This is a genomic window from Ulvibacterium marinum (genome assembly GCF_003626755.1).
Classification (GTDB): Bacteria; Bacteroidota; Bacteroidia; order Flavobacteriales; family Flavobacteriaceae; genus Ulvibacterium; species Ulvibacterium marinum.
In genome coordinates, this window is sequence record NZ_RBCJ01000001.1 from 964,068 (window position 1) to 987,104 (window position 23,037).

Genomic DNA, 23,037 nt, shown 5'->3' on the forward strand with positions numbered 1-23,037 from the left:
TTACCCTCTTCTTTTGAAGTAGCCTAATAATTTCTTTACATAGCTTTCATCCACCCGACAGCTTAAAATACCACAACCGGATTTGGTAAAGGTTTCCTTAAAATACTCCACACGCTCCTTGTGATATGCACCATAGGCCGCCCGTACTTTTTTGGACTGCGTATTGATCAAAGATACGGCACCCGTTTCGGCGTCCTCCATTTGAACCATCCCAAGATTGGGAATATGCTCTTCGCGCTCGTCGTAGACTCGAATACCGGTTACATCATGTTTGTTGCCCGTAATCTTTAGGGTTCTTTCATAATCGTCCGCCATGAAATCCGATAGTACAAATACAATTGCCCTTTTCTTTAACACATTGGACAAATATTTCAGGGCTTCTGCAATATTGGTCCGATTGCTTCGCGGTTTAAATTCCAACAATTCCCGTATAATCCTTAGTACATGGCTCTTTCCTTTTTTAGGAGGAATAAAAAGTTCTATCTCATCGGAGAAAAGTATTAAGCCCACCTTATCATTGTTCTGAAGGGCCGAAAAGGCTAAAGTGGCAGAAATCTCAGTAATAATTCCTTTTTTGAATTGATTGGTGGTTCCGAACAGTTCCGAACCACTCACATCTACCATAAGCATCATGGTCAATTCACGTTCCTCCTCAAATACCTTTACAAAAGGCTCATTATATCGCGCGGTCACGTTCCAGTCAATGCTCCTAACATCGTCCCCGAATTGATACTGCCGTACTTCGCTAAAGGTCATACCGCGGCCTTTAAAGGTAGAGTGGTACTCTCCACCAAAGATATGGTCGGAAAGACGACGCGTCTTTATTTCTATTTTGCGAACCTTTTTAAGTAATTCCTTGGTATCCATTTCTCCAGTTAGCCATAAATAAGTTGGCAGAAAGCAGTCGCTATCAGGGAAGTTTTCAGAAATACCACCAACTGCAACTGCAAGTTGTAAGCTAGTTAGGGTACTTCGACCTCGTTTACGATCTTGTTGATGATTTCTTCGGAAGTGATATTCTCGGCCTCGGCCTCATATGTAATACCAATACGATGACGTAAAACATCATGCACTACGGCCCGTACATCTTCGGGCACCACATAACCCCGGCGCTTAATAAAGGCAAAGCATTTGGCAGCATTGCCCAGATTGATACTTCCTCTTGGTGAAGCGCCAAAACTGATCAATGGTTTAAGATTTTCTAAACCATATTTTTCGGGGTACCGAGTGGCAAACACAAGGTCAAGAATGTATCTTTCGATTTTTTCATCCATGTAGACCTCGCGTACTGCTTTTTGAGCACTAAGTATTTGTTTTAAGGTAACTACAGGATTAACGGCATCGTAAGCACCCGCCAGATTTTGGCGCATAATCAATTGTTCCTCGTTCATTTTCGGATAATCGATTACCGTTTTTAACATAAAACGGTCTACTTGCGCTTCGGGCAACGGATAAGTACCCTCTTGTTCCACTGGGTTTTGTGTTGCCATTACCAAAAAAGGCTTGTCCAGTACAAAGGTCTCATCGCCTATGGTAACCTGTTTTTCCTGCATGGCTTCCAAAAGCGCGGATTGTACTTTGGCCGGAGCGCGGTTTATTTCATCCGCCAGTACAAAATTTGCAAAAATTGGACCTTTTTTAATGGAGAAGTCATTCTCTTTCATGTTGTAGATTAGGGTTCCTACGACATCCGCCGGTAAAAGATCGGGAGTAAACTGTACGCGGCTAAAACTTCCTTTTACTGCTTTGGCCAAAGTATTTATGGCCAAGGTCTTGGCCAGTCCGGGAACACCTTCCAAAAGAATATGGCCCTGTCCCAAAAGTCCGATAAGTAATCGTTCTACCATATGTTTTTGGCCAACGATTACCTTGTTCATTTCTAACAACAGTAGGTCTATAAAGGCACTTTCCTGGGCAATCTTCTCGTTCACAGCGCCGATATCTACGGTAGCATTTTCTTCCATAAAGCTTTATTAGTAATTGTTTATCAATAGGTTGGTTTTAAAGCATGGCGCAAATTGAAAATTTATTTATTCATTGCCTGTTAACGATTGGTTAAAAATTACGTAAACCCCCAAGTTTTATGAAGTATTTAGGGATTTCTTTTTAATTTCATCGCTTATGGAAAATACGACCAAGAATTCCCGTATTATAGCGGGGGCCATGACCTGGGGCCAATGGGGGAAGCAACTTTCAAAGAATGAAATAGCCGATTTAATACACCATTGTCTAGAAGTTGGAATAACTACCTTTGACCACGCGGATATTTATGGTGGATATACCAATGAAACCGATTTTGGACAGGGCTTCGCTCAAAGTGGAATTACCCGGAATAAAATACAGCTTATTACCAAATGCGGTATCCAATATGTTTGCGATGCAAGAAAGAACCGGATAAAGCACTATGACTATTCATCGGACTACATTGTTTGGTCCGCAGAGCAATCGCTAAAAAACCTGCGTACAGACTATGTGGATCTTTTTTTACTACACAGGCCAAGTCCATTAATGCATCCGGATGAGATAGCAGACGCCATAGGCAAACTTAAAAAAGAAGGTAAGATTAAGGAATTTGGTGTGTCTAATTTCACGCCCGCACAAATTGCAATGCTGGAAACCGGTATTCCGGTTTCGGCAAATCAAGTTGAATTTTCGCTTACGGCCGAAGGAGTAATGTATGATGGTACTTTGGATGATTGTTTGGCCAACCAAAGAATGGCGATGTCATGGAGTCCGCTTGGAAGTTATTTTAAAGAGATAAACGACCAAACGGAACGCATAAAAAGTGCAGTGATGTCCATGCTGGAAAAATATAGTGCCACTGAAGACCAATTGTTATTGGCGTGGATTATGGCCCATCCTGCTAATGTACATCCCGTGGTCGGTACCACAACAAAGAAGAGATTGGAAGATGCCAATAAGGCCAGCGAAATACAATTGGATTTAGAGGATTGGTTTATACTTTTGGAAGCAAGTCAAGGACATAAGGTGCCTTAAAATTTAAATTTATGGATAAAACAGTACTGATAACAGGTGCCACAAGCGGTATCGGAAAAGCTACGGCAGAACTTTTTGCGGAAAAGGGATTTCGTCTTATACTATGTGGGAGACGCAGAGAGCGTTTGGAGAATCTAAAGAAAGAATTAAGCCACAAAACGAAAGTGCATATTCTGAGTTTTGATGTTAGGGATAGAAAGGCGGTTTTTGATGCTATAGGTTCATTACCCGAAGATTTTGCAAAAATAGATATCCTGATTAATAATGCCGGGAATGCCCATGGTTTGGATACTATTGACCAAGGTAGTATTGACGATTGGGATGCTATGCTGGATATTAATGTGAAGGGACTGCTCTATGTGTCCAAAGCGGTAATACCACAAATGGTTGAAAGAAAATCAGGGCATATCATAAACATCGGATCCATAGCCGGAAAGGAGGTATACCCCAAAGGCAATGTGTATTGTGCCAGTAAATATGCTGTGGATGCACTAAATCAGAGTATGCGAATTGATTTGAATCCACATGGAATACGTGTAGGTGCGGTAAATCCGGGAGCGGCGGAAACGGAGTTTAGCAATGTACGTTTTAAGGGAGACGATGAAAGGGCCGATAATGTATATAAGGGGTTTGATCCCCTGACCCCCATGGATATCGCCGAAACAATACTTTTTGTAGTCACCAGACCAGCCCATGTGAATATTTGGGATCTCGTTGTTACCCCAACAGCACAAGCTTCTGCAACTGTTTGGAATAAAAAATGATTTCGAGTTATGGGTTGCGGGTCAAAGACGACAATGTCATGGGGAAAGTAGAAACATTTGAAGACCTGGAAATTTGGCAATCCGCTAGAAGAATATGTCAGGATGTTTGGTACATTATTGAAAATACTTCTTTGGGTAAGGACTTTAAATTGAGAGATCAAATGAACGGGTCATCAGGGTCGATTATGGATAACATTGCCGAGGGTTTTGAACGCAATGGTAATCGTGAGTTTATTCAGTTTCTTAGTATTTCAAAGGCTTCTTGTGGAGAACTCCGTTCACAATTATATCGTTGCATGGATAGAAAACATATAAATGAAGAGACCTTTAAAAGACTTCAAGAAGAAACACAGGTCGAAAGTAAAAAAATAGGAGCTTTTATTGGGTATTTAAAAAAATCGAATAGAAAAGGATCTAAATATGATTAGTTTTTTTGATTTTATCCCGTAACCCGTAACCCGTAACCCGTAACCCGTAACCCGTAACCCGTAACCCGTAACCCGTAACCCGTAACCCGTAACCCGTAACCCGCAACCCGTAACCCGTAACCCGTAACCCTGACCCGATAAAATGATTAACAAACGTCTTCTGGTAAAAAACCTTCTCGCCCATAATGACGAGAACAGTTTTTACGACAAAAAGCGTGTTATCGATATAGGCCAAAGAGAAGGCAAGGCCAAGTTTCTAAAACATGTCTGCGCCTTGGCCAACAGTAATCCCAAAAACAATTCCTTCATTGTTATTGGGGTAGAGGACGAGGACAACAAAATTGTTGGGGTCGATTTTTTTGACGATAGCAAGATCCAAAACCTGGTCAATGCGTATTTGGATAATCCACCCCTAATTTCCTATGAAAATATTCCCTTTCCGCATTTGCCCGAAGACAAAGTAGTAGGGCTGGTAACGATCAAATCCAACGGCAAGGTGTGCGCACTTCGGCGGAATATTTGGAAATATTATGGGGGAGCGGTTTTTTTCCGTGAGGGCAGTATAAGCCTTCCCAAAGCCTTCGACATTGAGCTAAAGAACATTAATTCGCAAGCCGTCGCCACAATAGAACAGCACGCCCGCAATAATATTGAGCTTACTTTGGACGGGGTTATTGATTTCATCAATTACCGGCATAAAGATTTGGAGAGTGATTATAAGGTTTTTAAGGAACAATTTGTGGTCTGCTGGGCGGGAAACAAAAAAAAGGTAAATAGTAAAACATACTATTCCAGGGTGGACATTGAATTGATTAATGAACAAGTGAAGTTATTTTACTCCATTTTCGATGAGGTAACCCTTGCCTATGATGAAAGTTCATTTACCACGATGGAGTATGTACATTTAGGGCTGGGCAAAAAACAGACCTACTATCCATTGGAAAAAGTGGTCATTACTTTTGAGGACAATGGTACGTACCAAATTCAAAGCGACCTTATTTTTGAACCGCCCCGATACGATAAAAAAACACTTTTCCATATTTATAACACAAATAATGTGCTGCTGCAAAAAATGGAACGTAACAGTGTCTTAAAACCATCTGAGGAAATGGATTTGAAACACTTGCCGGACACCTATTTGATCTGTTATCTCAATGGTTTTGAAGAAGCCAAGGAAAAAATGGAAGCTGCCCGGCCCTTGCTAAAAAAGAAAAATGAAAAAATCTACCGCTCTCTAAAGGAATCGTTGCGTATTTTAAGGAAGGTAAAATATAGCTGATTTTGCCTAAAGATTATTTCTCCAATTTTTTCCCAACAAATTCCTGGCCTGCCTGATTTAAGGTCACACTTTCCACATTTCCATCCTCATTTTTATTAAAAGTGAGTTGGGCTTCCACTACCTTTAGATAAAATGTATTTTCTGACTTTGGAAAAATTGGAAATTCCGGTTGCCCGGTTGCCTGTGTCTTTAATTGGTTGCCTTCCTTCGAAACCGTAAGTATGAAATTTGGGGCCAATTCGTATTTGCCGATATAATTGGCCAGGATTTTTTCATCAACAATTATTTCTTCTATGATAGTATCAGGATCTACACCTAACTCTTTTAAATTTTTGATAGCCTCCAGATTTCCTGGATTAAGCGCTATGGATTTCTTATAATTCTCAATGGACGCATTTTTATCGCCATGTTTCAATTGCGCATCACCATAGCTGGCATATACATTGGAAGAATTTGGATAGGCGTCAATATTAAGTTTAAATACTGCAAAAGCCTTTTCAGTTTCTTTTTCGTTCAAATATAGATACCCCAATCTATTTAGTTGGCCTTCTGTGAAATCAAATTCCTCGGCTTTGTTTTTCTTTAAATCCCAATAAATGCCTATCGCCGTTTCAATTCCCTGTGTATCCATTATGTTTTGCAACTTAACTCCAATGGAAGGCTTCATTTCGTTTAGGGGAGAATCAGGATGTAAGATGTGAATTCCAATATCATCGACACTTGTATTGGAATTGGAGAGTACCACTACACCTTTATCCCCACCCTTTATAAATCCAGCAAAAGTGCGATAACCACCCGTACCTCCATTATGCCAGATAATTTCCAAATCATCAAAGACCATAGTATGCCAGCCTAAACCTACAATTGGACTTGCCCCCTCAATTCTTGAATTTTGATGGGCCAATTGCATTGCTGCATAAAGACTACTCTTTTCAATTCCCATGTTTGCTGCCAAATAGTTGAGCATATCGACCGCACTGGAACGGATTGCTCCTGCCCCGGCCAAAGTGGGGATATCCCAATTTTCAACTTCCACTTCGCCACTGTGCCCCATAGCTAGATTTTTCATCATTGAAGATGTAAGTGCAATACCTGTATGTTTTAGGCCTAATGGCTTAGTTATAGTCGCTATCAATAACTCCTCATAGGTCATTTTGTTTTTAGCCGCCAAAATATGCCCCAAAAGGCCCATGGCGTAATTGGAATATTCATATTGCGAACCGATGTCGCGGGGAAGCTCATAATTCTCTAAAAAATCATACAATTGTTTTTCGGAATAATCCGCAAAAGGGTTTGCTGGATTTGAAGGATTGAAATTGGAAGGCATTCTAGGTAATGAAGAGGTGTGATTGGCTATGTGCACCAACTTAATAGATTCTCCGTTTCGGGTAGGTGCAAGGACTCCTTGGGGGAGATAAAGTTGTAAAGGGTCATCCAATTTCATTTCATTTTTCAATACCTCATTCGCCAATAAAATCCCTGTAAATGTTTTTGTAATGGACCCGATTTCAAAAATGGAATTTTCATCCACAACTTCCTTGGTATCCAAAGACTTTACTCCATAGCTAAAATAGTTTGTGCCCTTGGTATCTATCAACCCTACTACGATACCCTTGTTCATACCATTATCGACCCGTAATTTGATATTGGCCTTAACTTCTTGGGATATGGTTGACTGTGCTTGGCAGGCACTGAGTAAGCCTGCGAGGTAAAATACGGCCAGAACGTTTTTTAGCATAATATTTATTTAGGATTACTTTTTGGGTTTCAATAGAAGTAGACTGTCACTCCTTCATCACTTTGATAAGTTTGTTAATTTTTTTAAGCCTTGGGTTGTATATGGTTCTAATAATCCATTTGAAATAAAAATGAGTAAAAATGCCTGTAATCAGGAATATACCAATGTTTACTGCGAATCTTCTAAATCCTATAGCATCCCCCAAGTAGAACCCTAAGGCAAAAAGGATACATCCAGTTATGGGCGGTAATATGTACCAATAAAATGCGGAACCCGTTAATTTTTTGTTTTGCTCCAAATAGGTTTTCCATTGATTCAGATAATCCAGATAGTTTTGGTCTTGCTCCTTAGGTTTATCTCGTTTTATCCTTCTCAAAAGGAACATATACCAGATACTCCAGGCAACAATCCAAAGGGAGGCAATTTTTGAAAGGAGGTGAGGCACCCAATGAATATAGTACAAAAACACCGGTACGATGGTGACAACCGCTAACTGCTCTATCAAGATGCCGTACTTGGCAAGGCGACTAAGACCTCGCAAACTCGACTGCAAATCCAGCATCAACCTTGATTTTTCAAATTTTACCTGTTCCACTTTTGGGGAGGACTGCCAGATTTTTATAAGTTCATCTTCCATCATTACACCCCGTTTATACGGTTCAACAATTTGGTCTTTACCCGTTTTATCTTAACGGCCACGGTATTCTCCTTGAGACCGGTTATGTTCGAGATCTCCTTATAAGGAAGCTCTTCCAAATACAGGGTAATCAACGCCTTGTCGGCATCGTTCAGCGTTTTAATACAGCTCCTGAGCGTCGTCAACTTTTCATCTACATCATTGTCCCAACTTTCGTTTTGGAGGCTGATTACCCGAATACTGTCCAGTCGGAGCATCTTCTTTTGCTTTTTGATTTCTTTGGTTCGAATGCGAAGACAAACGTTAAGGGTAATCCTGTACATCCACGTCCCTATTGAAGCATTTCCTTTAAAAGAAGGCATAGCCCTCCAAATGTTTATCAACACCTCTTGAAACAGATCCTGGGTATCATCGGAATCGCTGGCATATACGGAACAGATGCGCAATAGCTTCTGTTGGTGTTCTTCCAACGCATTTAAAAACATGTCCTCAAGGTCTTTGTCCATAGGTGTGGCCAGTCTCCAATAAATTAGTTACCGGCTTTTTAAAAATATGACAAATCAGCGCCATTTTTTTTTAAATTGGAGATAGAAATCATGTAAAGGTCAGGGTCTAGTCAAAAACCTGACTGTAAGTGGGCAGTGAGGGGATGGCCCCAAAGCCTGTGGTAGTAATTGCCCCGGCCACATTGGCCTTTTCGACCATTTTTGTCAATAATTCAAAATCGTCCAAAACCGCCAAAGCCTTATCTAAAGTAGAAATCTGGTATAAAAGGCAACCGATAAAGGCATCACCGGCTCCTGTGGTGTCCAACGGGGTTACGGAAATACTGGGGATGGTTTTCTTTAAACCTTGGGTACTTAAAAGCGTGCCCTTACCTCCCAAGGTTATGGTAATAACCTTAGCACCGACATCGTGCAGAAAATCGCAACAGGCCTCCAAATCCGTTTGGCCTGACAGTAGCCGTGCTTCTTCCAGGCTAAATTTGCATAGGTGCGATTTTTCTATGAAAGGCATACATTTTTTAACGAAGGTTGATTCGTCATCACGCCATAGATCTCCCCGGAAGTTTGGGTCAAAACTGATGAAGGAATCTTGGGTAAGCGCATCAAAAAAATAACGACTATAGGCCTCTTCCAGTCCACCACCAAGTAGGGCGGTGGCAGCTCCGAGATGAACCATATGTCCTTTGAATCCTTTTTTGACCGAAGAGTCGTATTTCAGCTTTTTATCGGCCCCACGGCTAAATACAAAATCGCGTTCCCCATCCTCTGCCAAGGATACAAAAGCCAAGGTGGTGAAAGTCTTACAGCGTTGTGCCAAAGAAATATCTACATTATTTTCCTTAAGCACATGCAATAAAAATGTTCCAAAAGGATCTCGACCAACACTGCCAATAAACCTGCTGTTTCCACCTAATTTGGAGATGGCGCAAGCCACATTTGCGGGGGCACCTCCAGGTTTTTTGATAAAGGTATTTGCCTTGGAAAGGTCATTCCCTTGACCTTCCGCCACAAAATCGATTAACAGTTCCCCGATACAGTAGATGGATTTCATTCTGGATTACTTGGAAGACCTAAGGTAATGACAAACGGTTGCTTGACCCAAAATTTTAATGGGATTTTCAAGTTAAAATATAAACTGTTAGTATCCTGACCTGGAATTATTCTCAAACAAAAAGCGCATTTTACTTGAAGATGCGCTGTTTGTTTTTATATGTGAATATTGGTCAACCACATTTGGAAGATCCACAATCCTTGCAGGTAAGACAACCTTCCTGATAGACAAGGTTTGTAGATTTACAACTATTGCATTTTTGTCCTTTAGCCAGGGTCCCATCGGCCACATAACGCTTTAAAGCTCTGGCCACACCATTTTTCCAAGTATTTATCTGTTCACTATCCAATTGTAGACTGTTGATCAAGTCCACAACTTTTTCTATCACCATGCCGTGGCGTAATGTGCCGGAAATTAATTTGGCGTAATTCCAATATTCAGGGTTGAATTTATGGGAAAGGCCTTCAATGGTGGTTTTGTAACCTCGTTTGTTTTTGTATTGAAAATCATAACGTGAGGTACCGTCCTCATTTCTGTTTTTGATAATAAGACCATCCTCTACCCAACGAGGAATCAAGATGCCATCTTCATCATCGACAAGACCTGTAAAGATTTCATAGGGCCTATCTTCTATTAGGCCTATAAAGGCAATCCATTTTTCCTTGTTGTTTTGAAATCGGACAACATCTGCTTCCAGTGTTTGGGGACGTTTGGTCGGGAAAGGGCTTAAGGTCTCTTCCTCATCCTTTTTCTCGCTGTTGGAAATGAGGACCCCGGAGCGCGAACCATCCCGGTATACCGTAACACCTTTGCAGCCCACGCGCCATGCTTCCAAATAAAGTTGGCCTACCAACTCTTCTGATACATCATTGGGTAGATTAATGGTTACACTTATGGAATGGTCCACCCATTTCTGTACGGAACCTTGTAATCTTACTTTGCTCAACCAGTCCACATCATTGGAAGTGGCTTTGTAATAGGGTGATTTTTTGACTAAGGCATCGATTTGCTCCTGATCATAGTTCTTTTCGGTATCAATACCATTGACTTCCATCCATTGTTTGAAACGATGATGGAAAACAAGATATTCTTCCCAAGAATCCCCAACCTCGTCCACAAAATCCACCCGGGCGCCATTATCGTTGGGATTCACTTTTCTACGCCGTTTGTAGACCGGGAGAAATACCGGTTCTATTCCTGAGGTGGTCTGGGTCATTAAACTGGTAGTGCCCGTAGGTGCAATGGTCAATAGGGCGATATTTCTTCGTCCGTGTTCCAGCATTTCGTAATACAGTTTTTCATCGGCCTCCTTTAACCGCAGGATAAATGGGTTTTGCTTTTCCCGATCGGCATCAAAAATTCCAAAGGCCCCGCGATCCTTGGCCAAATGAACGGATGAGCGGTAAGCCTCCAAAGCAAGGGATTTATGTACAGAGATAGAAAATGCATTGGCCTCTTCGCTACCATACCGTAGCCCTAGGGCGGCAAGCATGTCGCCTTCCGCAGTGATGCCTATTCCGGTACGACGACCTTCTTTTGCCTTTTCACGAATTTTCATCCAAAGATTGCGTTCAACGGCCTTGGTTTCTTCCAATTCCGGATCGGCATCTATTTTAGTTAGAATGCGATCGACCTTCTCCAACTCCAGATCAATAATGTCGTCCATAATCCGTTGGGCGGCAGCTACATGCTTTTTAAACAGTTCAGAATTGAATCGGGCCTTTTCCGTAAACGGCTCCTCTACATATGAGAAAAGGTTTATGGCCAAAAGGCGACAGGAATCATAAGGACAAAGTGGAATTTCACCGCAAGGATTGGTGGAAACCGTTCTATAGCCCAAATCCGCATAACAATCTGGTACGGATTCCCGTATAATCGTGTCCCAAAATAGTATTCCCGGTTCAGCGGACTGCCATGCATTGTGAACAATCTTATTCCATACTTGCTTGGCATCTATTTTTTTGAACGCTTTTGGTTCAGCTGAGTGTACAGGAAACTTTTGAACATATTCAGAATCCCTTTCCACAGCCTGCATAAAGGCATCGTCCATGCGTACCGATACATTGGCTCCGGTTACTTTGCCCTGCTCCATTTTGGCATCAATGAAATCCTCTGCATCAGGATGGTTTATGGATACCGATAGCATTAATGCCCCCCGCCTTCCATCTTGTGCCACTTCCCGTGTGGAATTGGAATAACGTTCCATAAAAGGGACCAGGCCCGTAGAAGTTAATGCTGAATTCTTTACCGGTGAGCCTTTGGGCCTAATATGGGAAAGGTCGTGGCCAACTCCTCCACGACGTTTCATTAATTGCACTTGTTCCTGATCTATTTTTAGTACTCCGCCATAGGAATCGGAATCACCATCGTTTCCCACTACAAAACAGTTGGAAAGAGAGGCTATCTGAAACGGATTGCCAATACCGGCCATAGGGCTTCCCTGAGGCACAATGTATTTAAAACCTCGGATAAGCCCATAAATTTCTTCTTCGTTTAATGGGTTCGGATATTTTACTTCTATGCGTGCAATTTCCTTGGCAATCCTTCGGTGCATATCGTCAGGGGTCCGTTCGTAAATATTGCCTTGGGAATCTTTAAGGGCATATTTGTTTACCCATACTCGTGCGGCAAGGTCATCATTCTTGAAATAGCTTAGGGAAGCCTCAAAAGCTTCCTGCTGGGTGTAGTTTTTCTGAGGGGTTTCCACAGTTTTTAGTTGCATTTGTGATATAATAAAGGTTAGGAATAGTTGAACAATTGTGTGTAAAATTACTCAAAAGAGAAATAACCGAAAACTGATAAAAGTCATAAAGTGTACAAAAACGAGCAGTTAATAAATTGAATGTCAGAATAATAAAAATTTATCAACAGTAAAAAGTTGACAAAAAAATTAAATTCCCAAGTTTAGGGAGATATTATTTACTAGTTGATTTTATACAGAGTAGTATGGATATTTAGCGCATTGCCCCGCCTATCAAAGCTGTTGTTTTGAGTTTGTTCCAAAAGCGGAGTTTGTTTTATTTTACACTTTGTACGTTTGCAGGAAATCTGTACCTTCTTAAAAAATTTGAAACTTTTAAAATATGGATCTTTTCAACGAAATAAAGAAAAAACTTAGCCACGAATTTATAGACATTATAGAGTGGTTGGACAATACCAATGATACCATTGTACATCGTTTTGAGCGCTACCAAAACGAGATAAAGAACAATGCAAAATTGATTGTACGAGAGGGACAGACGGCGGTCTTCGTGAATGAAGGACAATTAGCGGATGTGTTTACTCCGGGTACCTATACCCTAAGCACCCAAAACTTGCCCATACTTACTACACTTAAGGGTTGGAAGTATGGATTTGATAGTCCATTCAAGGCCGAAGTATATTTTGTCAATACCCGTTTGTTTACAGATGAGAAATGGGGTACAAAAAATCCGTTTATGCTGAGTGATGAAAGATTCGGTCTTGTTGAGATTCGCGCTTTTGGAACCTATAGTTTTCGAATAAACGACCCAGGGAAATTTGTAATCGATGTTGTTGGAACCGATGGCAATTTCACCAATTATGAGGTAAATGAACATTTAAAAAGTTTGATTGTAACCCGTTTTACGGATACAGTTGGGGAAGCCAATCTCCCCGTAGAGTTATATGCGGCGAACACCAGTGAACTTTCCGAAACTTGCCAAGAGGTAATGCAGCCGGAATTTCAGCGTGTGGGGATTGAGTTGGAGAAGTTTTATATTGAAAATGTATCCATGCCCGAGGAGCTCAAAAAGGAGATTTTTGAATACAGTCGTTTGGACAAATTGGACATGGTCAAACTTTCCCAATTTAAGGCGGCAAAAGCCATGGAGGCCGCTGCCAAGAATGAAGGCGGTACCGCCGGTGCCGGTATGGGTATGGGTATGGGTTTTGTCCTTGCGCAGCAAATGGGAAATATGATGAATCCACAGGCCGTACAACAACCTTTTGGGAACCAAGCTGTTCAGGGTGCCGCCATACCTCCGCCTATGCCTGTGCAAATACTTTATCACTATGCGGTAAATGGCCAACAGATGGGCCCTGTTTCTTTTGATAGGCTAAAGGAACTCTTCGCCGCTAGAGCCATTAATAGGGATTCCTTGATATGGAAACCCGGAATGCAACAATGGACCGCTTTGAAGGAGGTTGAGGAACTTAAAGGATTCTTGGGAGGTACCACTCCTCCACCTTTACCAGCAGAATAGACCTTTTGTTGGGAATGACAAATCCCCTTCATGGAAGAAACCCAAAAATCGGAATTTAAAAAGGCCTGTGCTAATTGCGGTGCGGAGCTCAAGTTCAAGCCTGGATCGCATCAATTGAAATGTGAGTATTGTGGTTATGAAGAATTCATAGAACAGGCCAAAAGCAGTTTTGAGGAGCTGGAACTTCAACACTATCTCAAAGTCGTTGGAGAAAACGCGTATACGGAAACCATAGAACTGCTACATTGTAAAAATTGTGGGGCCAACCAGCATGTTGAGGAAAACTATAAATCTCTGGATTGTGTATATTGCGGCGAGCCCCTAATACGGGAGGATATTGAAAAGGAAGGCTGGATTTTGCCAGGGGCACTGGTGCCGTTTCAATTGGATGCTATTAAAGCGCAAAATATCTTTAAAAAATGGGTAGGTTCGCTCTGGTTCGCTCCCAACAAATTGAAGAGAGCTGCTTTAAATCCGGAAGGACTCCATGGACTTTACGTACCCTATTGGACTTTTGATGCCGATCTCTTTGCCTCGTATCAGGGTCAACGTGGCGATTATTATTATGAGACCAGAAGGATACGTACAAAAAACGGGACACGTACCCAAAAGGTAAGAAAGACACGATGGTCTCATGCATCGGGCGATGTAAAAGGCTTTGTAGATGATATATTGATTAACGCTTCCCAGAAAAAAAGAAGGGACATTCCATCCAAAATTGCCTTTTGGAACCTTAAGGAGCTCACTACCTTCAATTCAAAATATTTATCGGGTTTTGTTACGGAAAAGTATACGGTCTCCCTAAAGCAAGGACACCATCAATCTTTTCAAAAGGCCAAGGACATTGCCTACAACTGGATTCGGAGGGATATTGGTGGAGATACCCAACGTATCCATCACGCGGATATAAAACTCTCCGAAGAAACCTTTAAACATATTTTGCTCCCGATCTATATCAGTTCTTACAGGTATAACGGTAAGGAATATCACTTCTATGTAAATGGGCAGAGTGGAGTTTTGAGTGGTACAAGACCATATTCGTTTTGGAAAATATTCTTTTTGGTGCTTTTTATCCTTGTCATCATCGCCATTATTGCGATTTTTGCACAATGAGTACAAGGAGAACACTGGTCATTGGGGATATACATTCCGCGTTGAAGGCTTTGGAACAGGTTTTGGAAAGGGCCGAGGTGACTTCTAAGGATAGATTAATTTTTTTGGGAGACTATGTAGACGGATGGAGCACGGCCGTTGAAACTGTGAATTTTTTGATACAGCTTTCAAAGACCCACGATTGCATCTTTTTAAGAGGTAATCATGATGAGCTCTGTTATGATTGGCTTGTAGATGGGGGCGATAACCCGCTCTGGTTGCAACATGGGGGAAGGGCCACCATGGCGTCTTATCAAAAAACGGATACCGAAACCAGGAATACCCACATAAAGTTCTATCAAAACCTGAAAAACTTCCATTTGGATGCGAGAAACAGACTTTTTTTACACGCAGGCTTTACGAATTTGAGGGGTATTGAATACGAATATTTTAAACAGACCTATTATTGGGACCGTACCTTATGGGAATTGGCCAGATCCCTAAACCCTGACCTGTCCAAAGATGACCTGGACTATCCCAAAAGATTAACACATTATCGTGAAATTTACATTGGCCATACCCCAATATCAAAAGTTAAGGCTGTTGAGCCACAAAAAGCCGCCAATGTCTGGAACATTGATACAGGCGCAGCATTTAAGGGCCCACTCACAGCCTTGGACGTGGATACCAAAAGAATCTGGCAGAGCGATCCCGTACATGAATTATATCCGAATGAGAATGGACGTAATTGAAAATCCCACATCAAACGACCCAGTTCCGTATTTTATAACGATCTTTACAAAAAAGTAGAATATGCCCGAAAAGAATATTAGATTGGAGGTAATGCAAGCCATTGAGCCACAGGTAGAGGGATTTATGGACTCTTTTTTAATTCCCATAGAAGAGATATGGCAACCTTCGGACTTTTTGCCGGATTCCCAAAACGAAAATTTTCAGGATGACATTGAACAATTACGTGAAGAATCCAAGGAATTAGGGTATGATTTTTGGGTAACCATGGTAGCGGATACCATTACCGAAGAAGCCTTGCCCACCTATGAATCCTGGTTAATGGATGTAGAAGGCATAAATCAACATGAAGAAGGCGGAAATGGATGGTCCAAATGGGTGAGGGCCTGGACCGCAGAAGAAAACCGTCATGGTGACGTTTTGAACAAATACCTATATCTATCCGGTAGGGTCAATATGCGCGAGGTAGAGATAACCACCCAGCATTTGATCAATGATGGTTTTGATATTGGGACGGATCGAGATCCTTATAAGAATTTTGTGTATACTACCTTTCAGGAATTGGCGACCAATATTTCCCATAAAAGAGTGGGTCAAATGGCCAAGAAAAAGGGTAATGCTTTATTGGGAAAGATGTGTACAATTATTGCCGGGGATGAGATGCGCCACCATTTGGCTTATCGCGAATTTGTAAAGACCATTTTTGGGGAAGACCCTAGCGGAATGATGTTGGCCTTTACAGACATGATGAAGAAGAAAATAGTAATGCCGGCCCATTTTTTAAGGGAATCTGGAGGGATGATAGGTGAAGCCTTTGAAAATTTTTCGAACTGTGCCCAACGTTTGGGAGTCTACACTGCAATGGATTATATAGAGATTCTTAAGAAACTGAATTCGTATTGGCAAATTGATTCTGTACGCGGACTTTCAGATGATGCACAACGGGCCAGGGACTATCTCATGAAGTTACCCGAAAGATTACAGCGTATTCAGGAACGTATGAAATTTCCTGAAGACCAATACCGATTTAAATGGGTAGAGGCAAATGGAACACTTTAAAAAAATCCCGTATTGGCGGGATTTTTATTTTGTACTTTTTTTTTGAAGTGATTATAGCTTTCCGTGGTCGTGTTCCTCCTGCCACTTAAATAGCTCCTTCCACTTGCCTTCGTATGCCATTTTCGCTTGCATGGGCCAAGAAGCCGGGTCATGGACTTTATAGCGTTCGCCACCCGTTTCGAGAATTTCCTTGCAGCGGGCCACCGGTGTTTCGGATAAATCCTTCCAGGTCTTTATGCCGGCATCCTGGAACATTTGCATTATTTTGGGGCCAATGCCTTCTACTAGTTTAAGATCATCCTGCTTGATGGTTTTTCCAAAAACTGCCTTTGCCTTGGCTGCATCAAAGGGAATTGGAGCGGGCGTATGGGCTTCCTTTAATTTGTTGTTACAATCGTTCAGATCAGACTTTAGTTTTGCATTGCTTGCCTGCAAAGCTTGGATTTCCTTGGAATTGTCCTTTCCCTTTCCAATGAGATAACCAAAAAAGGCACATAATATTCCTACAAGTAAGGGGATTAACAGGCACCAGATGTTCATAGTTGAAAAATCCATATTCTTAATAATTTATGGTTAATGACTTAATTTACGATAATTACCGTTCCATGGTCTTTGCTGCTCCTTAATGGATGGTGAGCAGTTATCGGGGGAGTATGCTATATTTTGGAAGTGGTGTCTATATGTATATGACCTCCACCCTTTTGGACTTTGGTTCAAAGAATGGGGCTACATTCGCTGCAGAGCATCATAAAATACCAAATACCTGCCAGAATGGTAACAATGATTCCTAAGAGGTTTGTTGTTCTCCTTGTCATAGTCAATGTGTATTTAAGTGTTTGGACTACAATGTATTAAAAAAATACTAAAAAATGTTAAAATGCTTTAAGTAAATCCTAGGGATTAGTACGACAAGGATTACAAGATATGTTCATTTCGGACCAAACCATACGTTTTTTTCGACCACTTATATAAAGTAAGGTTATAGTGGTGAAAATATTTGTGAGATTTGCTAAAAGTAAAGCAATGCAACCCTACCTCTCCCAACAAGGTTCTGGCATTGGGGTAGGGTTTTAAGAATACGTTGAGTTAGTTAGTTTGGTTTTTAAACCCGCTACAGTTCCAGACTTGGATTTAGCGGGTTTATTATTTAGAAGGGAATACTCCTTTATTCCCAGTATCAAAAATCTACCAACTTTAAATGATAATGATAGTATTATACAGAAAATTGGGTAGCATGTACAATGTTGTAGGGAATTTAAGTGTTCGTAAAGTAATTTTATATGCAAAAGGCGAATAATCTTATGGATATGAAAACTGAAATCGTAAAAGTAGCCACCTTTCTGTGTATGTTCGTTATTCTAGGCCTACAATCCTTATTGCATGGAAGTTGGACTATAAAAGAGCCTAAACCGGTAGAAGCTGAAAATAAATCAGTTATGTGAGCCTGGTCGACTAATTTGGCACAACTGTTTAGCCAAAAGTAAATATTTGAATTAGTTTAGTACGTGTCTTTAATCCCGCTGACCCTTTGAGCCAGTTCGCCTATAACGAATGAAGGAGCTGAAGGGTCAGCGGGATTTTCCTTTTGCAAATCAAATTGTATACCTTAATCGCCGGCAACAGACGAAAGAACCATAGAGTTTTTATAGTTCGAATGTTATTCCTTGGGCCAAAGGTAGTTGATCGGAGAAATTAATGGTATTTGTCTGCCTTCGCATATAAACCTTCCAGGCATCCGAACCACTTTCCCGACCACCACCAGTCTCTTTCTCTCCTCCAAAAGCGCCCCCGATTTCTGCACCAGAGGTGCCAATATTTACATTGGCAATACCACAATCGCTTCCTGATGCTGAAAGAAACCTCTCGGCTTCCCTAAGGTTGGTCGTCATGATTGCGGATGAAAGCCCTTGGACTACACCATTCTGAATGGCAATGGCATTTTCTACGTCTCCGGAATATTTTAGCAGATACAAAATTGGCGCAAAGGTTTCATGTTGAACGATTTCAAAATCGTTCTTGGCTTCCGCAATGGCCGGTTTTACATAGCAACCACTCTCATATCCTTCGCCTTCGAGAACACCACCGCTCACCATTAACTTTCCACCTTCTACAATGACCTGTTCCAAGGCCTTTTTGTACATTTCCACGGCATCGGTATCTATCAATGGTCCTACGTGATTATTTTGATCCAAAGGATTTCCGATACGCAATTGCTTGTAGGCATCGACTACCGCATTTTTTACTTGATCATAAATGGATTCGTGAATGATTAATCTTCGGGTAGAAGTACACCGTTGTCCACAGGTTCCCACGGCTCCAAATACCGCTCCGATGACGGTCATTTTTATGTCCGCATCGGGAGTAACGATAATTGCGTTGTTTCCTCCTAGTTCCAAGAGCGATTTTCCCAGTCTTGCAGCGACCGCTTGGGCCACAATTTTCCCCATTCGAATAGATCCTGTGGCGGAAATTAAAGGAACTCTTTTATCAGTTGTAATGAACTCCCCTACTTTGTAATCTCCATTGATCAAGCAGGAAATTCCTTCAGGCAAATCATTTTCTTTGAGTACTTCAGCGATAATTTTTTGACAGGCAACACCGCACAGAGGTGTTTTTTCCGAAGGCTTCCAAACACATACATCTCCACAAACCCAGGCCAAAGCTGTATTCCATGCCCAAACGGCGACCGGGAAATTAAAAGCGGAGATAATGCCCACTACACCCAATGGATGGTATTGCTCGTACATACGGTGCCCTGGACGCTCCGAATGCATAGTAAGGCCATGCAATTGTCTGGAAAGTCCCACCGCAAAATCGCAGATATCTATCATTTCCTGTACCTCGCCCAAACCTTCCTGATAACTTTTCCCCATTTCATAGGAGACCAATTTTCCTAATGGCTCTTTTAATTGGCGAAGCTTTTCACCGAATTGCCGAACAATTTCCCCACGTTGTGGGGCGGGGGTTTTGCGCCAAGATTTAAAAGCTACTTCAGCAGTATTTATAACTTTCTCATAATCCTCTTTGGTAGTACTTTTTACACTTCCAATTAATACACCATCAACAGGGGAATGAGAAGCTATACGTTCTCCCGAACCAAAATTCTTGGAACCGGTTGAGGTTCCCATATTTACGTCCTGGATACCCAATTCATTCAAGGCGGTCTGTATCCCAAAATCAGTTGCAACTATAGACATTTTTATAACTTTTTAAGCGTGAATTGTTAGAATTTTGACAAAGCTACGAATATTAACCGTTTTCCTGTCTTGGAAAGGGTTAATGTTATTAGCCCTTAAATTATTTCACAAAGATTAGGAGGATTGCCACTAGAGCTGGTAAAGCCTGCACAAAGAATATTTTTTTATCTGCGGTCAATGCACCATAAATTCCGGCTATGGAAACACATCCCAAAAAGAAGAGGGATATGTTATCTGCCCAAACCTTATTCTCAATAAAGAATGTCCAAAACAGTCCGGCGGCCAAAAAACCATTATATAGGCCTTGATTTGCAGCTAGGGGTTTGGTGGGTTCAAAAAGTTCAGGGGGAAAATTGCGGAATATCTTTCTACCCCGGGTGGTCCAGGCGAACATCTCGAACCATAAAAAATAAAGATGAAAAAGGGCAACCAAACCAATTAATATCTTAATCGCTATTTCCATAATCTAATCCTTGGCGATAAACCGTTCATCTACAGGCATCACGGTACCACAATTGGAACAAGTCCGTAATTCTTCGGAGCCATAAAAGTGTTTGAAATGGGCCAAAAAGTCTTTTTCAATATCCTTTAGGGTAAAATAGGCTTCATAGAGCTTGTGATTGCAATTATCACAAAACCACAGGAGTCCGTCATCCACATTCATATCTGCTCGTTTGCGTTCCACCACCAGACCAATGGATTCTTTGTGCCGCACTGGGGAATGAGGTATTTTGGCCGGGTGTAGGTACATATCCCCCGGTCCCAACTTCAATGTTTTCTTCGCCCCATTTTCTTGAATATGGACTTCAATATTTCCCTCTAACTGGTAAAAAAGCTCTTCGGTCTCATTATAGTGATAATCCTTCCGGGCATTGGGACCAGCAACTATCATTACAATATAATCTCCGGCATCCTTGTATAAATTCTTATTGCCTACAGGAGGTTTTAGGGTATCTCTATTTTCCTCAATCCATTTGTTGAGGTTAAAAGGAGGTAGGATTGCCATAATTCTTTATTGATAGTTTAGGGTTGCCTATAAGTAATCCGTGCGTCGAGAACGGACGACCATCCACTAACTGCATCAAATTTAAGAAAAGAAATTGGCTTTATCGGAAAGCTAACGGTAGAAGAGCTGGGTGAAGTAAAAGTCGCCGTTGGCATCTTTTTTTACACTTACTGCAGTATGGGTAAACTCATCTTCCATGGTCTTTTTATGGCTACTACTATTTAACCATCCCTGGAAAGCTTCCTCAGCAGTGTCATAGTCTTTGGCCACATTTTCAGCCACGTATTCCGCGTTAACCTCAGAGGCAATACCGGATGCTCGTGCACTAAAATTATCGTGGCTCAAATCGCCTTGAGCTATCATATAATCATTATGCTTATTGGCATAGTCATGGGCTATAGGACTATATTGTAGCGAAGAATAGCCCAAGGATATTCTATGGGCGTTAACTACGCCCATAAGCTCCTGCTCTACCTCAACAGCATTTTCTGCCTGAGGGATATCAGGTATTTCAGCTGGGTCGTAAGCTTCCTTGGTACAGGCCGTAAGCACCCATACAAAGCATACCAAAAAGGTATAACCTACCCCTTTGTGGACGGAGTTCAACTTCAATTTCATACAATGTTCTAAATTGTAAGTAGGTGTTCCTGCAAGTAGGTCTGGATAAGTTGGGATTGCCATTCCCGATAAAAAGCGGAAATGAAAGTTGAAAGGGGAAGATTCAACGGGATAATGATAGAGAAAATTATCCAAATCAACTTTGAAAAAGCTCTTTTTTCGATGAAAGGCCCTTTTTAATCCACATCTGTAATTTTAGGGCGTGTTGTTATTTTGGATAACGAAAATCGGGAAATCAAATGAAAGATTATCTAATACTATCTGAGGTTGTCGCTCGGAATCACTCCTTGAATCCCCCTTTAAGACCTTTGAAAAAACCAAAGCCCCTATTTCTTTAATAGGTTCGTAAAGGATGGAACTTTCAAGAGTTTCGTTCTTAACGAAACCCGCGGAAGAATTTACCCGTTCAAAAAAAACAAGTAGTGCTCCAAGTATTACCGCAACTTTCAGAGCCCCAAAAATGGCACCTGCAATTTTATTCAGTAGACCCAACATGGCAAAATCCGCAATTTTGGTCAGGAACTTTCCTGCTATATGTACAATAAGCACAATAGCGAAAAAGGTAATTATAAAAGCGGCAATGTTGATATACCGTTCATCCCATTCCATGTTTTGAGAGAGATAATCGCCTGCGTAGTAAGAAAAGTGGATGGCTCCAAAAATTCCGGCGACTACGGCAATGATAGAGGCTATTTCCAGAAAAAGACCATTTTTAAGGCCTTTCCAAAGTCCCCAAAGTAATAATAATCCCAGAACAATATCCAAGAAATTCATACCGGAAATGTTTTGACAAAAGTAACATTTTTGATTTGTACCTTTATCTTCTCTAATTTCAAAGAAGCGAACGCGAATACGAATGTCAAGGGATTTACAACTCAAGGAACGCTGGGACGTACTTGTGGAGAAGCTTTCCGCCCAATTTGCCGATGGCGATCTTTTGGAACTGGATGCCATTATTTACTTGATTGGTGTGCAGGAGTTGGGACAATACCACAAGACCTACAAAAAGGACGAAAAGCTTAATTTGATGCACATCGCCATCTGTCGGCTATTGGAACCTTATGGGTATTATGAATTCGATTTTTTTGATGAGGACGGTTGGCCCCATTATACAATAAAGGAAGAATTGCCACCGCTAAGGGCTGGCGAGCAATCTGTATTGATGAAAGAGGCCATAGTCAATTATTTTATGGAGAAAGCCTATATAAATTGACATATCCAGTGCCCAAAATGGATTAACCGCCCAATTTAAAAAAGGGAAACCTAAAAGTATTATATCAAATGTCAAAAGACGTTCCCTATTATGCCGTAATCTTTACTTCAACCCTTACCGAAAATGATAGCGGCTATACAGAAATGGCTGAACGCATGGAAAACCTTGCCAAAAAACAGCCTGGCTTTTTAGGATTTGAAAGTGCAAGAAGTGAAGTCGGTATCACTGTAAGTTATTGGAAAACCTTAAAATCAATAGCTGATTGGAAGGCCCAGACCGATCATCAGTTTGCGCAGGAAAAGGGAATCCAAGATTGGTACAAATGGTACAAAGTACGTATTTGCAAGGTGGAGCGGGCGTATGATTTCTCAAGGGAGGCTTCTTTATTATAGTCAAATTTTAAATTGGGTGATGGCCAAATGATTTAGGTTGTTATGCCCAAATTTGAAGTTACCTCTTACTATAACGATGGAGTATTT

24 protein-coding genes are annotated in these 23,037 nt (G+C 41.3%); 11 read left to right on the forward strand and 13 right to left on the reverse strand.

Translation table 11 applies throughout. The features are described from left to right. Both D7Z94_RS04020 and D7Z94_RS04025 read right to left on the reverse strand, forming a co-directional pair. On the reverse strand, nucleotides 1-867 hold the full coding sequence (locus D7Z94_RS04020; RefSeq protein ID WP_120710223.1) for a DUF58 domain-containing protein: 867 nt from the start codon (nucleotides 865-867) through the stop codon (nucleotides 1-3). A gap of 95 nt (nucleotides 868-962) precedes the next feature. Further along, nucleotides 963-1,964, reverse strand: a complete 1,002-nt coding sequence (locus D7Z94_RS04025) for an AAA family ATPase (RefSeq protein ID WP_120710224.1) — start codon at nucleotides 1,962-1,964, stop codon at nucleotides 963-965. Nucleotides 1,965-2,121: 157 nt separating this feature from the next. Here D7Z94_RS04025 and D7Z94_RS04030 point away from each other — a divergent pair, with 157 nt between their 5' ends. From D7Z94_RS04030 to D7Z94_RS04050, 4 genes are all read left to right on the forward strand, one after another. Next, nucleotides 2,122-2,997 (forward strand): aldo/keto reductase, encoded by an 876-nt coding sequence (locus tag D7Z94_RS04030; protein ID WP_120710225.1) that lies wholly within the window; start codon nucleotides 2,122-2,124, stop codon nucleotides 2,995-2,997. Nucleotides 2,998-3,008: 11 nt separating this feature from the next. Beyond that, nucleotides 3,009-3,761, forward strand: coding sequence for an SDR family NAD(P)-dependent oxidoreductase (locus tag D7Z94_RS04035; RefSeq protein ID WP_120710226.1), 753 nt, complete (start codon nucleotides 3,009-3,011; stop codon nucleotides 3,759-3,761). Between the two features lie 38 nt (nucleotides 3,762-3,799). Beyond that, nucleotides 3,800-4,189, forward strand: a complete 390-nt coding sequence (locus tag D7Z94_RS04040) for a four helix bundle protein (RefSeq protein WP_120710859.1) — start codon at nucleotides 3,800-3,802, stop codon at nucleotides 4,187-4,189. Between the two features lie 142 nt (nucleotides 4,190-4,331). Beyond that, nucleotides 4,332-5,468 (forward strand): ATP-binding protein, encoded by a 1,137-nt coding sequence (locus tag D7Z94_RS04050; RefSeq protein ID WP_120710228.1) that lies wholly within the window; start codon nucleotides 4,332-4,334, stop codon nucleotides 5,466-5,468. A 13-nt stretch (nucleotides 5,469-5,481) separates the two neighbouring features. Here the strand turns inward: D7Z94_RS04050 and D7Z94_RS04055 are convergent, their stop codons facing one another. The 5 genes from D7Z94_RS04055 to D7Z94_RS04075 form a co-directional block, all read right to left on the reverse strand. After that, nucleotides 5,482-7,206: a serine hydrolase gene (locus D7Z94_RS04055; protein ID WP_120710229.1), complete on the reverse strand. Its 1,725-nt coding sequence runs from the start codon at nucleotides 7,204-7,206 to the stop codon at nucleotides 5,482-5,484. A 46-nt stretch (nucleotides 7,207-7,252) separates the two neighbouring features. Continuing rightward, entirely contained in the window at nucleotides 7,253-7,846 is a 594-nt protein-coding gene (locus tag D7Z94_RS04060) for a hypothetical protein (RefSeq protein WP_120710230.1), read from the reverse strand. Continuing rightward, the gene (locus tag D7Z94_RS04065) at nucleotides 7,846-8,349 is read right to left on the reverse strand and encodes an RNA polymerase sigma factor (protein WP_120710231.1); all 504 of its coding nucleotides are present in this window, start codon (nucleotides 8,347-8,349) and stop codon (nucleotides 7,846-7,848) included. Before D7Z94_RS04065 ends, D7Z94_RS04060 begins: the two co-directional genes overlap by 1 nt. Nucleotides 8,350-8,455: 106 nt before the next feature. Next, nucleotides 8,456-9,400, reverse strand: coding sequence for a carbohydrate kinase family protein (locus tag D7Z94_RS04070; RefSeq protein WP_120710232.1), 945 nt, complete (start codon nucleotides 9,398-9,400; stop codon nucleotides 8,456-8,458). A gap of 172 nt (nucleotides 9,401-9,572) precedes the next feature. Further along, nucleotides 9,573-12,122 carry an adenosylcobalamin-dependent ribonucleoside-diphosphate reductase gene (locus tag D7Z94_RS04075; RefSeq protein WP_120710233.1) on the reverse strand — a complete coding sequence of 850 codons (2,550 nt, stop codon included), beginning with the start codon at nucleotides 12,120-12,122 and terminating at the stop codon, nucleotides 9,573-9,575. Nucleotides 12,123-12,483: 361 nt separating this feature from the next. On the opposite strand from D7Z94_RS04075, the gene D7Z94_RS04080 reads away from it, so the two are divergent. The 4 genes from D7Z94_RS04080 to D7Z94_RS04095 all read left to right on the forward strand — a co-directional run bounded on the left by D7Z94_RS04080 (nucleotide 12,484) and on the right by D7Z94_RS04095 (nucleotide 16,524). Then, nucleotides 12,484-13,623: an SPFH domain-containing protein gene (locus D7Z94_RS04080; RefSeq protein WP_120710234.1), complete on the forward strand. Its 1,140-nt coding sequence runs from the start codon at nucleotides 12,484-12,486 to the stop codon at nucleotides 13,621-13,623. A 30-nt stretch (nucleotides 13,624-13,653) separates the two neighbouring features. After that, nucleotides 13,654-14,736 (forward strand): DNA helicase PriA, encoded by a 1,083-nt coding sequence (locus D7Z94_RS04085; RefSeq protein WP_120710235.1) that lies wholly within the window; start codon nucleotides 13,654-13,656, stop codon nucleotides 14,734-14,736. After that, nucleotides 14,733-15,467 carry a metallophosphoesterase gene (locus tag D7Z94_RS04090; RefSeq protein ID WP_120710236.1) on the forward strand — a complete coding sequence of 245 codons (735 nt, stop codon included), beginning with the start codon at nucleotides 14,733-14,735 and terminating at the stop codon, nucleotides 15,465-15,467. Before D7Z94_RS04085 ends, D7Z94_RS04090 begins: the two co-directional genes overlap by 4 nt. A gap of 61 nt (nucleotides 15,468-15,528) precedes the next feature. Further along, complete coding sequence (locus D7Z94_RS04095) at nucleotides 15,529-16,524, forward strand: acyl-ACP desaturase (protein ID WP_120710237.1); 996 nt, start codon at nucleotides 15,529-15,531, stop codon at nucleotides 16,522-16,524. 51 nt (nucleotides 16,525-16,575) lie between these two features. On the opposite strand, the gene D7Z94_RS04100 is transcribed toward D7Z94_RS04095, so the two are convergent. Beyond that, nucleotides 16,576-17,079, reverse strand: a complete 504-nt coding sequence (locus D7Z94_RS04100; protein WP_120710238.1) for a hypothetical protein — start codon at nucleotides 17,077-17,079, stop codon at nucleotides 16,576-16,578. Between the two features lie 752 nt (nucleotides 17,080-17,831). Between D7Z94_RS04100 and D7Z94_RS26070 the strand changes: the two genes are divergently transcribed. Beyond that, nucleotides 17,832-17,966 carry a hypothetical protein gene (locus D7Z94_RS26070; RefSeq protein WP_262696922.1) on the forward strand — a complete coding sequence of 45 codons (135 nt, stop codon included), beginning with the start codon at nucleotides 17,832-17,834 and terminating at the stop codon, nucleotides 17,964-17,966. A 201-nt stretch (nucleotides 17,967-18,167) separates the two neighbouring features. Here the strand turns inward: D7Z94_RS26070 and amaB are convergent, their stop codons facing one another. The 5 genes from amaB to D7Z94_RS04125 all read right to left on the reverse strand — a co-directional run bounded on the left by amaB (nucleotide 18,168) and on the right by D7Z94_RS04125 (nucleotide 22,119). Beyond that, the gene (amaB, locus tag D7Z94_RS04105; protein WP_120710239.1) at nucleotides 18,168-19,721 is read right to left on the reverse strand and encodes an L-piperidine-6-carboxylate dehydrogenase; all 1,554 of its coding nucleotides are present in this window, start codon (nucleotides 19,719-19,721) and stop codon (nucleotides 18,168-18,170) included. A 100-nt stretch (nucleotides 19,722-19,821) separates the two neighbouring features. Beyond that, nucleotides 19,822-20,184, reverse strand: a complete 363-nt coding sequence (locus D7Z94_RS04110; protein WP_120710240.1) for a DUF1304 domain-containing protein — start codon at nucleotides 20,182-20,184, stop codon at nucleotides 19,822-19,824. Between the two features lie 3 nt (nucleotides 20,185-20,187). Continuing rightward, on the reverse strand, nucleotides 20,188-20,727 hold the full coding sequence (locus D7Z94_RS04115) for a 3-hydroxyanthranilate 3,4-dioxygenase (RefSeq protein ID WP_120710241.1): 540 nt from the start codon (nucleotides 20,725-20,727) through the stop codon (nucleotides 20,188-20,190). Nucleotides 20,728-20,838: 111 nt separating this feature from the next. Further along, nucleotides 20,839-21,345 (reverse strand): CAP domain-containing protein, encoded by a 507-nt coding sequence (locus D7Z94_RS04120; RefSeq protein WP_120710860.1) that lies wholly within the window; start codon nucleotides 21,343-21,345, stop codon nucleotides 20,839-20,841. Between the two features lie 195 nt (nucleotides 21,346-21,540). Then, a complete protein-coding gene (locus D7Z94_RS04125; protein ID WP_120710242.1) occupies nucleotides 21,541-22,119 on the reverse strand; it encodes a CvpA family protein in 579 nt (192 codons plus the stop codon). 82 nt (nucleotides 22,120-22,201) lie between these two features. On the opposite strand from D7Z94_RS04125, the gene D7Z94_RS04130 reads away from it, so the two are divergent. Both D7Z94_RS04130 and D7Z94_RS04135 read left to right on the forward strand, forming a co-directional pair. Then, on the forward strand, nucleotides 22,202-22,558 hold the full coding sequence (locus D7Z94_RS04130) for a hypothetical protein (RefSeq protein WP_120710243.1): 357 nt from the start codon (nucleotides 22,202-22,204) through the stop codon (nucleotides 22,556-22,558). Between the two features lie 68 nt (nucleotides 22,559-22,626). After that, nucleotides 22,627-22,950 carry an antibiotic biosynthesis monooxygenase family protein gene (locus D7Z94_RS04135; protein ID WP_120710244.1) on the forward strand — a complete coding sequence of 108 codons (324 nt, stop codon included), beginning with the start codon at nucleotides 22,627-22,629 and terminating at the stop codon, nucleotides 22,948-22,950. The last annotated feature ends 87 nt before the right edge of the window (nucleotides 22,951-23,037 follow it).